Source organism: Dyadobacter sp. CY356, assembly GCF_021440195.1.
Classification (GTDB): domain Bacteria; phylum Bacteroidota; class Bacteroidia; order Cytophagales; family Spirosomataceae; genus Dyadobacter.
Genome location: NZ_JAJTSZ010000011.1, coordinates 88605 through 101750, shown reverse-complemented (window position 1 = coordinate 101750; position 13146 = coordinate 88605). Strand labels below are relative to the sequence as shown.

The 13146-nt window shown below is 40.4% G+C and carries 11 protein-coding genes; 2 read left to right on the top strand and 9 right to left on the bottom strand.

The features are described 5' to 3' along the window. Positions 1-12 precede the first annotated feature (12 nt). Together LXL81_RS26675 and LXL81_RS26670 are read right to left on the bottom strand one after the other, a co-directional pair. Complete coding sequence (locus LXL81_RS26675) at positions 13-657, bottom strand: CBS domain-containing protein (RefSeq protein WP_310589614.1); 645 nt, start codon at positions 655-657, stop codon at positions 13-15. Between the two features lie 141 nt (positions 658-798). Further along, positions 799-1572, bottom strand: coding sequence for an alpha/beta fold hydrolase (locus tag LXL81_RS26670; protein ID WP_234650679.1), 774 nt, complete (start codon positions 1570-1572; stop codon positions 799-801). A gap of 464 nt (positions 1573-2036) precedes the next feature. Here LXL81_RS26670 and LXL81_RS26665 point away from each other — a divergent pair, with 464 nt between their 5' ends. Both LXL81_RS26665 and LXL81_RS26660 read left to right on the top strand, forming a co-directional pair. Further along, entirely contained in the window at positions 2037-2822 is a 786-nt protein-coding gene (locus LXL81_RS26665) for an SDR family oxidoreductase (protein WP_234650677.1), read from the top strand. 33 nt (positions 2823-2855) lie between these two features. Beyond that, positions 2856-3752, top strand: a complete 897-nt coding sequence (locus LXL81_RS26660) for an alpha/beta hydrolase (RefSeq protein ID WP_234650676.1) — start codon at positions 2856-2858, stop codon at positions 3750-3752. On the opposite strand, the gene LXL81_RS26655 is transcribed toward LXL81_RS26660, so the two are convergent. The 7 genes from LXL81_RS26655 to glpK all read right to left on the bottom strand — a co-directional run bounded on the left by LXL81_RS26655 (position 3742) and on the right by glpK (position 12976). Beyond that, positions 3742-4953, bottom strand: a complete 1212-nt coding sequence (locus tag LXL81_RS26655) for a polysaccharide biosynthesis protein (protein ID WP_234650674.1) — start codon at positions 4951-4953, stop codon at positions 3742-3744. The genes LXL81_RS26660 and LXL81_RS26655 overlap by 11 nt on opposite strands. A 152-nt stretch (positions 4954-5105) precedes the next feature. Further along, positions 5106-6503 carry an NADH-quinone oxidoreductase subunit N gene (locus LXL81_RS26650; protein ID WP_234650672.1) on the bottom strand — a complete coding sequence of 466 codons (1398 nt, stop codon included), beginning with the start codon at positions 6501-6503 and terminating at the stop codon, positions 5106-5108. A 90-nt stretch (positions 6504-6593) separates the two neighbouring features. Continuing rightward, positions 6594-8042, bottom strand: coding sequence for a NuoM family protein (locus tag LXL81_RS26645; RefSeq protein WP_234650670.1), 1449 nt, complete (start codon positions 8040-8042; stop codon positions 6594-6596). A 72-nt stretch (positions 8043-8114) separates the two neighbouring features. Next, positions 8115-10031, bottom strand: a complete 1917-nt coding sequence (gene nuoL / locus LXL81_RS26640) for an NADH-quinone oxidoreductase subunit L (protein WP_234650667.1) — start codon at positions 10029-10031, stop codon at positions 8115-8117. Between the two features lie 31 nt (positions 10032-10062). Continuing rightward, positions 10063-10401 carry an NADH-quinone oxidoreductase subunit NuoK gene (gene nuoK, locus LXL81_RS26635; protein WP_137338024.1) on the bottom strand — a complete coding sequence of 113 codons (339 nt, stop codon included), beginning with the start codon at positions 10399-10401 and terminating at the stop codon, positions 10063-10065. Positions 10402-10549: 148 nt separating this feature from the next. After that, positions 10550-11359, bottom strand: coding sequence for a 3'-5' exonuclease (locus LXL81_RS26630; protein ID WP_234650665.1), 810 nt, complete (start codon positions 11357-11359; stop codon positions 10550-10552). A gap of 117 nt (positions 11360-11476) precedes the next feature. After that, positions 11477-12976, bottom strand: a complete 1500-nt coding sequence (gene glpK / locus LXL81_RS26625) for a glycerol kinase GlpK (RefSeq protein WP_234650664.1) — start codon at positions 12974-12976, stop codon at positions 11477-11479. Between the last annotated feature and the right edge of the window lie 170 nt (positions 12977-13146).

Genomic DNA, 13146 nt, shown 5'->3' with positions numbered 1-13146 from the left:
ATTCCGAGAATATTATGTAGCTAAATACCGAAGTAACATATCAAGCCGTTCCTGATCCACACTTTCGATCGGATCGTTGGCATGTGCTTCTTCAATATCATATCCAAAGCGTTCCAAGGTGGCGATGATCGGATTGATATTCGTACGGTTTAATTTTAATGTCAGCAAAGAAGCATCTGCCGGATGAAGTGATTCACTGGAAGAATAATAACTGCTTAAAACCTTGGTTCCGTTTGACTCGATCAGCCTGCTGATTTCAGACAGAGAATAATCTCTCTCAGCAATTTTCAAAACAACAACCGCTCCTTTTTCCTGGATTCCGAGTTCACTTACAAAACGTTCAACCAGATCCCTTACCAGAATGGTGCCGGTAACGTTTTTATTTTCGTTAACGACTGGAACAATATCCAGTGCAAACTGGGTAACAAGTCTTAACAGTTCATAAGGGTGATTGTCTTCCGTTGCAAAAACATCCTCATGCTGAATGATGATTCTTGAAAGTGGCTGCGTGGTATCGGATATATCAAAAAGAATATCTTCAGAAACAATTCCTTTATAAAAACCTGAATCGGCCACGACAAGCTGCCGGGTACGAAACTCATCCATCCAGTCCAATGCCGTCCCTACCGTATCGGTAAGTTTCAGTATCGGTATCATGGGATTAATTAACGTTGCAGCTAGCATAACTAAAATAGTGTTTTTATCGAATCTATGAAAAAATCAAATACCTGTCAACTTTCATGAAAAAGAATATTCTGTAAAATAAAAAAGAGCCGTTAAAGGCTCTTTAAAAAATGACTATTCCACCGGAACTGATGCATGTTTTTCTAAAAAGCTTTCTACTATAACGTTAAATTTGCCAGGATGTTCCATCATCGGCGCATGACAACACTTATCTATAAAATGCAATTCCGATCCGGCGATCAAACGGTTGAACTCATAACCCACATGAGGCGGCGTAATCGTATCATTTAAGCCCCAGACAAGTAATGTTGGCACTTTGATTTTATGAAGATCTTTTGCCAGATTATGACGCTGAGCAGACTTTGCAATTCCGACAATACTCATACATTTTGGAATACTTGATGTGGTTTCAAAAACTTCATCAATCAGATCTTTCGTAGCAACTTCCGGATCATAAAATGTATAGGCAACCCGCTCACGAATATATTCATAGCTTCCTCTCTTTGGAAAAGAGCCGCCCATTGAATTTTCAAAAAGTCCTGAACTTCCGGTAAGCACCAGACGTGTAACGTTTTCCTGGTTCTTTAAGGTATATAACAAACCAATATGACCGCCCAGAGAATTTCCAAGAACTGTCACATTTGTCAGATTTTTAAATATAACAAACTCTTCAAGAAAGGCCAGAAGTGCATCCAAACCAGCCTCACGAGGCGGAAGTTCATAAATTGGCAGCAAAGGAATAATTACACGGTAGCGATCTGAAAAACATTCAATGATCCCATCCCAGTTACTCAATGCACCGAACAGGCCATGCAACAGCAATAATGTTTCGCCCTTTCCTTCGTCGATAAATTGAAACTTGCCCTCTGCATGTACCGTATATTTCATTCTAATATCAAGGGTTATTTTGTATTCACAATTTCTTTCAAAACGAAAAAGTTTAATTATTTCTATTAATAATGTACTAGAAAAACAATATATCTTTTTCGGCGTTACACAAAACTAGTTCTTTTTTTTAGATTGTCCGAAGCTAAAAGACAATTAATAGCATTTTATTTTCTTGTAAATATTATATTAATTAATCGTTATTAATACAATTTACATAGAAAGGTGCAATTTGATATAATAGTTCCCGCAACTCTGCCCTTATTAAATCGATGTCAAACTTTGTGGGTAAATTTTACTTCAAATTGTCTTAATTTGTTTGTGACTAACTGAGTAAAGGAAATAATTTCTGAAACGTGGTTAGAGCCAGCGGTAAAAGAGACCCATTTGCAGCGATCTTGCGTAGTCTACATGTAATAATAAGTAATTTATATCAAAATCAGAAAAATATCAAAACCATTAAAAACATGGATTTAGAGCTTAGGGATAAAGTAATAATCGTTACAGGCGGTGCCAAGGGAATTGGAAAAGGAATTGCAAACGTATTGGCCTGGGAAGGTGCGATACCTGTAATCATTGGCAGAAATGAAGAGGATAACTTGCTGGCCGTTTCAGAAATAGAACAGGAAGGCGGCCGTGCCTTTCAGGTTACAGCGGAATTATCAAAACCGGAAGAATGTGAAAGAGCTGTAAAACTGATTGAAGATACTTTTGGAAGAATAGAAGGCATTGTCAACAACGCAGGCGTGAACGACAGTGTAGGCTTGGAAAACGGCAGTTATGAAAAATTTATCCAAAGCCTTCATAGTAATTTGGTTCATTATTATCTGATTGTCCATCATGCTTTGCCAGCCCTGAAAAAATCAAGGGGTTCAATTTTAAATATCGGATCAAAAACTGCGGAGACCGGACAAGGCGGAACTTCGGCTTATGCCGCTGCAAATGGCGGACGCAGTGCTTTGACGCGCGAATGGGCGGTTGAATTGTTGCCATATGGAATCCGTGTCAATGCAATTATCGTGGCAGAATGTTACACGCCTTTGTATGAAAAATGGATCCGGACCTTACCAAATCCTGAGGAAAAACTGGCTTCCATTGAAAGTAAAATTCCGCTGGAAAAGAGAATGACGACAGCCGAAGAAATTGCAAACATGACGGCATTTTTGCTTTCTCCGCGTTCAAGTCATACAACAGGCCAGCTTATTCATGTAGATGGCGGTTATGTTCATCTGGACCGCGCAATTACTGATTAAAACTTTTTTAGCAGCATATTTTTCAAATCTGGTATGTATAAATTTCTTTTTTCCTTCGTTCTTTTGGCCGGATCATTTTTGACCGGATTTGCTCAAAAAGAAATTCCTCTTTATACAGGTGCAATCCCGAATGCGAAGGAGGCGGCATATGAAGAAACCAATACAAAAGGTGTAGTCAGAAATGTTTCAAAGCCGACGCTTTCCGTTTTTCTTCCGCCCGTCGGGCAGAGTAATGGGGCGGCGGTAATTATTTGTCCGGGCGGCGGTTATGGCGTGCTGGTTATTGACCGGGAAGGTTATGAAGTTGCCCAGGCATTTAACCGTTTGGGTATTGCGGCTTTTGTTCTAAAATACCGTCTGCCAAGCGATAAAATCATGAAAGATAAGTCAATAGGACCATTGCAGGATGCGCAGCAAGCGATAAAAACGGTTCGGGAAAGAGCAAAGGAATGGAATGTTGATGCGGGTAAAATCGGGATTATGGGTTTTTCAGCTGGCGGACATTTAGCTTCCACAGCAGGTACTCATTTTGATAAATCCGTTATTGACAATAAAGAAAAAACCAGCATCAAACCAGATTTTATGGTTTTGGTTTATCCGGTAATCAGCTTTCTGGAAGCCCCAACGCACAAAGGTTCACGCAGTAATTTGCTGGGACCAACAGCGACTGACGATCAGATTAAATATTTTTCCAATGAATTACAGGTGAATCAATCAACACCGCCGGCTTTTATTACACATGCCGGAGATGATACGGTTGTACCGGTTTCAAACAGTCTTATGTTTTATGAGGCTTTAAGTAAATTCAAGAGTCCGTCCGAACTTCACATTTATTCAAATGGAGAACATGGATTTTTAAAAACGCCGCCCTTTGATGAATGGTTTACCCGCTGTATCAACTGGATGAAAACAAATCAGTTTATTCCGTAATATTCTTTTCAACTTTTGCAGCCCGGAATATATCCAGTTTTTCAAATTCTGAATTATGGCTGATATATTCCGGGATTGCTTCTTTCAAAATCAGTATCATTTCATTGTCTTCTCCGGCATCAAGTGCTTTTCCCAGTTTTGTCAATACTTTGTCAACTTCAAATCCATCCAAAGCTGCAAGCCTGGCAATTCTTAATTTCGGATGATGCGCAGGCGTATCTTCTTCATCTATTCCCAACCTCTCTTCCACAAGCTTTTCCCCCGCCCGCAGACCGATATAAATAATTTCAATATCCACATCTGGCTGAAGACCGGTTAAACGAATCATTTTCTCCGCCAGTGCTTTCAGTAATACCAATTCTCCCATATCCAAAGTAAATATCTCATTGGCATGACCGGTCGCACCTGCTTCAAGCACTAACTGACATGCCTCACTCATGGTAATAAAATAACGTTTTACTTTGGCATCCGTGATTTCAACCGGGCCGCCTCTCTCAATCTGTCTTTTAAAGACAGGAACAACAGAGCCTTTTGTCCCCAATACATTGCCAAATCGTGTTACGATGAATTGTGTGGTATTATTTGTTTTGTTGAGATTCTGTAAAATTATCTCTGCAAATCTCTTTGTAACGCCCATTACGTTTGAGGGATTAACCGCTTTATCTGTGGATATCAAAATGAATTTTTCCACCCAAAATTCAACAGCAAGATCTGCCAGTATCTTTGTTCCAAAAATATTCGTTTTGATTGCTTCGTATGCATTTCTTTCAAGAAGAGGCACGTGCTTGTTAGCAGCGGCGTGGAAAATAATCTGAGGTTGATTTTTTTGAAACAAAGGTTTCATCCGCTTGTCATCTGAAACATCGCCTATGAATGAAACTATTTCTATTCCAGAAATCCGCATTTCCCTGATCTCTTCATCCAGTTCATAAACAGCAGTTTCCGATTTATCAAGTAAAATGAGTCTTTTTGGTTTGAATAAAATAATCTGTTTCACAAGATTTCTCCCGATTGATCCGGCCGCGCCTGTGATCAGGATTCTTTTATTCTTAATAAATTCACTGATATTCTTATTATCAAGGTTGATAGCTTCCCGGTCCAAAAGATCTTCCAGTTTAAAATTCAGAAGGTTTTGATGATAATGAGATTTCCTAAAATCTTCATTAAACTGGGGTATTTCATTCGAGGAGAAATCTGTCATAGTAACAATAATTAAACGTGTAATTATAGACTAATGAAGATTTTCAGAGACGTTGGGGGCGTTATTTTATTCTTACGTGGTTTTAATTAAAAAGTAACAAAAAAAAAGAGCCACACAGAAGTGAAGCTCTTTCGACTAATTAAAATTATATCTTAAAAAATCCCCTCCAACAATCCAGGAGCCAAACCAAATACAATAGTCAGCACGGTTGCAAGAATCAGAATAACTTTATAAAACGGTGCAACACGAATTTCTGCGATATCACCTTCTTTCAAATAAGATGCAATAATTACACGGAAGTAATAATAAATACCAACAACCGACATTAAAACTGCAATCGCCGGCACCCAGATAATTCCTCTGTCAGCCGCGCTGCTGAACACAAAAAATTTCCCCCAGAAACCTGCTGTTAGTGGAATTCCGGCCAGAGATAACATCGAAACTGTTACCACAAATGCAAGGAAAGGATTTTTCTTAGCCAATCCGTTAAATGCGTCATAACGTTCGTCCGGCTGGCCTTCGAATGTTTTCTCTTTTGATACTAAGATCAACACACCAAAAGCGGCGATTGTTGAAAGTGAATATGCCAGTGAGTAAAATACGATTGCATTTTGCGTTGGTTTAGAAAGGGCCGTTAATGCGATCAGCAAATATCCTGCGTGGGAAATCCCTGAATATGCCATCATCCGTTTGAAGCTGTTCTGTGTAGTCGCTCCGATATTTCCAACAAGCAAAGTAAGAATAGCAATAATTGCGATTACCAGCCACCAGAAACCATATACTCCGGTAAATGAATGTGATAATAATCTATAAAGTGCTGCAAAACCGGCTGTTTTTACAATCGTTGACATGAACGTTGTAAAGATCGTTGGTGCTCCTTCGTAAACATCCGGTGTCCAGAAGTGGAAAGGTGCGGCGGAAACTTTAAACAACATACCAATCAGCAGCAATAATAATCCCGCATATAAAATGTAGGAAGGAACCGCTTGCTGTGTTGTAGAAACATAAGCCTGAATTTCACTCAATTCAAATGAACCGGTAGCTCCGTAAAGTAATGTCATACCAAAAAGCATGATACCGGTTGCAAATGCACCCATCAAAAAGTATTTCAATGCGGCTTCGTTCGAACGTAAATTACGTTTGTTGCTACCTGTCAATACGTACATCGCAACAGAAAGAATTTCGACACCAAGGAAAAGCATGATCAAATGTTCAAAACCTACCATCATAATCGCACCAACCAGAGAGAAAAGCATTAAAGCATAATACTCAGCCGGTTCCGCTTCTGCGTTATCCTGAAAACCTCCGGAGATCGCAACGATCATGAAAGCGGAGGCGAGAATGATGCCGTTGAAGGCCAGTGTCAGGTTATCAACCCGGAACATATCGTAAAAATATAACAACGGCCCTTTGTTCCACTCAAAGAAATTACCTGCCAAAGCAATGGCAAGGAAAAGCAGGACAGCTGGCAATAAGATATTCTTCGATTTCGAGAACCCTAAGAAGAGTGTTACGATTCCAAGAACTGACAACAAAACAATGGGATACATAATTATTTATTATCGTTTGTCATTAATAGTAGCTTTCGGCGGTCCGCTTTCGGCTATCAGACTATATTAATTATTCTTTTTCCTTAGAAACTATTTCCCTACGAATTGCAAAAGATTATTTACAGCTGGCTCGGAAATGCTCAAAAATGTATTTGGGTAAATTCCAATCCATAATACCATAATCACCAAAGGCAATAAAACCGCTTTTTCACTGAATGTCAGATCCTGGAAACCTTCAACCCATTTGGATTTTGGCCCGAACATAGACATTTGGAATAGACGAAGCATATACACTGATCCAAGAATGATCGTCAGACCTGCAATAGCACCTAACCAACCGTTGAATGCAAAAACACTGGAAAGCAACAGAAATTCTCCAACAAATCCGTTGGTCAAAGGCAATGCAACACTTCCTAAAAGAATGATCAAAAAGTATACACTTAACTGAGGCGCAACCTGCGTAATACCACCCAATTGATCCAGACTACGCGTTTTGGTACGGGAAAGGATAATATCGATTACAAAGAATAAACCAACCACGTTGATACCGTGAGCCAGCATTTGAATCATTGCGCCCTGCAAACCATTTGTTGTAGCTGCAAAAACACCGGCGGCCATCAATCCAACGTGAGCGAAAGAAGAATAAGCGATCAGGCGTTTCATATCACGCTGCTGAATGGCGATGATCGAACCGTAAATAATTCCGATTACCGATAGAACCACAGCAAGCATTCCATAAGACTGTAAACCTAGCGGAACGATTGGAAGCAGTAAACGGATCAAACCGTAAACCCCCATTTTAAGCATAATACCAGAAAGTAACATCGTTGCCGGTGTTGGCGCTTCTGTGTAGGTATCAGGCTGCCAGGTGTGGAAAGGAAATAATGGCATTTTGATAGCAAAAGCTACAAAGAAAGCCCAGAAAATGAATCCTTGTGATTTGGCAGATAATTGTAAATTATAAAAAGCAGTTATTTCAGAAGTATGCGTTCCCGGCGTTTGGTAGTATAAATAGATCAATGCAACAAGCATGAACAAACTACCGAACATGGTATAAATGAAGAACTTGAAAGTTACTTTCAAACGATTTTCTCCACCCCAAACAGCGGCCAGGAAATAAACCGGAATAAGTGCTGCTTCGAAGAAAAGATAGAATAAGAATGCATCGGTTGCTGTAAATACACCCACAAGCGCAGCCGACATAAACAGAATTAACGAATAAAATGCAGCACTGTTTCTATAAGAATGACTGAAAGTCGAAAGGATAATCAGTGGTGTCAGAAAAGCAGTTAATAACACCAGCACCAAACTGATCCCATCCAAACCTGCCGCAAAAGAAATTCCTGCGGATGCAAGCCAGTGATATTTAAAACCAAACTGAACCCCAGCTGCCGGATCAAATTGAGACCAGACAAAAAGAGCAAGTCCTAACTCAGCAAGAGCGCCGACTAAGGCTACCTGTTTCGCCAGATTAGCTCCAACCAAGAGGGTAATAACGCCGGCCACAATGGGCAAAAGTATTAAAAGAAGAGTAAGCATATTTTCAAGTCAACGGTCAGCACTAAATGGTGAACGGTATAAATATTTAATATGTCAGTTTCAACAAAATGCCTATAACAACAGCTTCCAGAACAGAATGACTACGATTCCAAGAACCATGGCAAATACATAATCTCCGGTTGAACCCGTTTGTGTTTTACGTAATAATCCTCCCAGAAAAGCAATAAGCCTTGCTGTGCCATTTACAAAAAGATCAATGAAAAATTCACCGAAACTGTAAAGGACGTTGGATAATGATTTAATTGGTTTTACAAAAACAGCATTGTAAAGTTCATCAACGTAATATTTGTTGTAAATCAAATTCTGAACCGCTGATTTTTCTTCCGAGTCCGGAGCCGGAACACTTTCTTTTTGAACATACATCACGTATGCTATAATCAGAGAAATTAAAGCAACACCAACGGAAACAGCCATTAAAATATATTCTTCTGAATGCGATAAAGTTGTTGGAAGGAAAGCCTCCGGATTAACCTGACGAGAACCTTCATACAAAGGACTCATAAATTCAGCGAGTTTGTGCGTTCCGTGCAAAGCTTCCGGCACTCCGATAAATCCACCCAAAGCCGAAAGAACGGCCAAAATTACCAGAGGAATTGTCATCGAAGCAGGCGATTCATGTAAATGATGCTCCTGATCGTGCGTTCCGCGGAATTTCCCAAAGAAAGTAAGGAAAAGCAGACGGAACATGTAGAAGGAAGTCATCAACGAACCCAACACACCAACGACCCAAAGTAATTTGTTATGTTCGAAAACATGCGCTAAAATCTCATCTTTTGAAAAGAAACCTGCAAACGGAGGAATACCTGAAATCGCGATGGTTGCGATTAAAAATGTAAGGAACGTAATCGGAAGTTTTTTACGCAAACCACCCATTGAACGGATATCCTGTTCGTCGGACATGGCGTGGATCACACTACCAGCGCCAAGGAATAATAATGCTTTGAAAAATGCGTGGGTAATTACGTGAAACATCGAGGCAGAATAAGCCATCGCGCCTAAACCCATGAACATATAACCCAGCTGACTCACCGTAGAATAAGCCAGTACTTTTTTGATATCGTTTTGTAAAAGTCCGATCGATGCAGCAAAAAGTGCAGTCGCACCACCAATTATTCCAACGAATTCAAGCGTCGAAGGCGCAAGAGAATAGAGGACGTTGGAACGGATCACCATATAAATCCCGGCCGTTACCATCGTTGCTGCGTGAATAAGTGCAGAAACGGGTGTCGGACCCGCCATCGCATCTGGTAACCAGGTATATAACGGAATCTGTGCTGATTTTCCCATGGCCCCAATAAACAGGAACAAGGTAATCGCAATGATTACAGGATCACCAACCTGAAAACCTGTGGCTTTACTAAATACTTCAAGATATTCTACTGAACCGAAAGTTGCGATGATTGTAAAAATTCCTAAAAGGAAACCCAAATCACCTACACGGTTCATGATGAACGCCTTACGTGCAGCGTTGTTATAGTTTGTATTTTTATTCCAAAACCCGATCAACAGATAAGAACAAAGTCCTACACCTTCCCAACCGATAAACATAATCACATAATTGGAACCCAGAACGAGCAGCAACATGAAGAAAAGGAAGAGATTCAGATAAGCAAAAAACTTACCGAAACCTTCATCATGTTTCATGTAGCCAATTGAATAAATGTGGATCAGCGAACCTACACCGGTAATGATCATCAGCATCAATAACGAAAGCTGGTCAATCTGGAAAGAAAATGGGATGTTAAGATCGCCAACCGTGATCCAGTCAAAAAGAGGCAGAACGAATGGGGTGCTTCCCGCAGCTACAAATGCGTTAAATGCATTCAGAGAAAGAGCAAAACTACCGATAACAGCTAATGACCCGATTATTCCAACTGCACCTTTTGGTATAGTACGGAATCCGATACCATTGATCAGAAAGCCGAGAAAAGGTAATAAAGGAATCAGAACTAGTAATGAAGCAGACATATTCTATATTTTGTATATTAACCAATAAGGCTTACCATTTCAATTTATTAAGGAAACCGATGTCCGTATTTCGCGTATTTCGGTAAATCATAACGATAATCGCCAAACCAACGGCTACTTCTGCTGCGGCCACAGCCATGATAAAAAACACGAAAACCTGCCCGGAAGGATCCGACCGGTAGGAAGAAAAAGCAATCAATAAAATGTTGGCTGCATTTAACATCAACTCAACAGACATGAAAATGATGATCGCATTACGACGCGTAAGTACACCAATGATGCCAATCACAAAAAGTAATGTGCTGAGGATGAGATAATATTGAAGCGGGACATTCTGAATAACCTCTGGTATATTCGGGTTCGGGATCATAGCAGATTTACCTAAATGGGTATTCGTTTAAAATAGTCAATGATTTAAAATTTTCAGGATCAGTTAATTTCTAGACTCATCACTGAAACTTATCGGGCAAAAATAGACATAAATACCGCTTACTCAAATGTTAAGCGTACCTATTATATTATCTCTGTGTTAAAGCGCGTAATTTTATTTCTGTCAGCTTGCGTTTCGTATCCAATGGAAACTCCGCTTTCATCAGCCAATCGTAAAAAGAAGGTTCACTTTTCAAGACATCCGCAACACGTTTTCCATTGTGTTTTCCGAAGTTGAAAACCTCTTCGCCTTTCTCGTTATAAACCATTCTTCCGGCAAAATCTATAAGCTTTGATGCTGTTAAGGCATGCAAAGCGGCTACATCATTTTCTACCGTTCCCAGTTCTTTTCCGTGTGAATCAATTACCTTTTGACCCTCATAACGAGCGATTTGACCCTGCAAAACTTCAAAAGTTGCTATCGTATCAGCTTCGGCACTATGTGCATCTGTCAGGGATTTATCACAGTAAAACTTATAGGCAGCAGAAAGATTTCTCGGCTCCATCATGTGGTAAATCCGCTGAGTATCTACTGTACGGCGATTTTTGATATCAAACTCAACACCAACCCGCAAAAACTCTTCAACAAGCATTGGAATATCAAAACGATTACTGTTAAATCCAGCCAGATCACAGCCTTCCAGAAACGTTGCAAGGTTTTTTGCAAACATTTTGAAGGTCGGTGCATCCTTTACGTCTTCATCATAAATGCCATGTATCAGACTGCTTTCCAGTGGAATAGGCATTTCAGGATTAACGCGTCTTGTGCGAATTTCCGTTTCCCCATTAGGCAGAGCCTTCACCACCGAAATTTCTACGATCCGATCCCGGGCAATGTTTACACCGGTAGTTTCTAGATCAAAAAAAGCGAGCGGCTTTTTAAGATGGAGGGTATGCATAAGGCTACTTTAATTAGGTTTTCGCGGCGCGAAGTTACGCTTTAAAGGAACACAGGCCAACAAAAGAGTTTAGTTTATACAGATTATAAAATAGTTCATTCATCCATTAAATTTTTATTAATCCATCCAGGCGTATGATTTTGTTACCGCTTTTTGCCATCCTTTATATAATGTTTCTCTTTTTGTTTCGTCCATATCCGGGTTCCAGGTATGTGCAATGGCCCAGTTACTTTTCAGTTCGTCTGTATTTTTCCAATAACCAACGGCAAGTCCTGCCGCATAAGCAGCACCCAATGCCGTTGTTTCTGCAACTGCCGGAGAAACAACCTGGGTATTGAGCATATCCGCCTGGAATTTCATTAACAATTCATTCAAAACCATCCCGCCATCGACACGCAGGGAAGATAATTTGATACCGGAATCCTGCTCCATCGCATTGACAACATCCAGCGTCTGATAAGCCGTTGCTTCCAAAACTGCCCGGGCGATATGTCCTTTCGTAACATAACGGGTCAAACCGGCAATGACGCCACGTGCATCATTCCGCCAGTAAGGCGCATACAATCCGGAAAACGCTGGAACGAAATAGGCACCGCCATTATCCTCAACTGTCTTCGCCAGACTTTCAATATCACTGCTTTTTTTAATTAATCCCAAATTATCCCGCACCCATTGAACCAGCGCACCGGTTACCGCAACACTGCCTTCCAAAGCATATTGGACAGGTTCGTCTCCAAATTTATAAGCGATGGTAGTCAATAAACCGTTATCAGACATTTTCAATTCTGTCCCCGTATTCATTACCAAAAAGCAACCTGTTCCGTAGGTATTTTTCGCCATACCGGGTTCAAAACAGGTTTGTCCGACCAACGCAGCATGTTGATCTCCCAAAATTCCGGCGACAGGAACGCCTGGCAAAACCTCATTGTTCACCGTGCCATAAACCTCGCTGCTGCTTTTTATTTCTGGCAACACAATTGCAGGAATATTGTAGGCGTCCAGCATATCCTGATCCCATTGCAAAGTCCGAAGATTCATCAATTGCGTCCGGCTGGCATTGGTAACGTCCGTTACATGAATTCCGCCATGGCCTCCGCCTGTCAGGTTCCAGATTAAAAAAGTATCAATATTTCCAAAAATGGCTTCGCCCTTTTCCGCATCTGCGCGCAGGCCTTCCACATTTTCTAAAAGCCATTTTAATTTTAAACCGCTGAAATAAGTTGAAACCGGCAAGCCTGTTTTATCCCGAAACTGGTTTAATCCGCCTTCTTTTTCATATTTTGCTACCAGATCCGTCGTTCTGGTATCCTGCCACACCAATGCATTATAATAAGGTTTCCCCGTCCGGCGGTTCCAGACAACCGTTGTTTCTCTTTGATTTGTAATACCAATGGCAGCTATATCAGCGGCTGTGGCAGAGGCTTTTATACGGGAAATGGCAATGACTTCCAGCGTATTTTTCCATATTTCTTCCGGATTATGTTCCACCCAGCCCGGCTGCGGATAAATCTGTTCGTGCTCCTTTTGCCCGACGGAAACAATATTTCCCTGATGATTAAATAGAATGCAACGTGTGCTCGTTGTTCCCTGGTCAATAGCCGCAATATATTTTGACATATTGGTATTATGATTGTCTTTATTTGTAATATGTCAGTAAATAAGGAAATTTTGACGGGATGGGCAAATGGAAGGAAATTAGATGGTAATATTTATTTTTATACACTTCAAATCCTTAAATCATATTTTCACGAACCTGATTGATCTTTTCTGATTTAAGCTGTTATTGA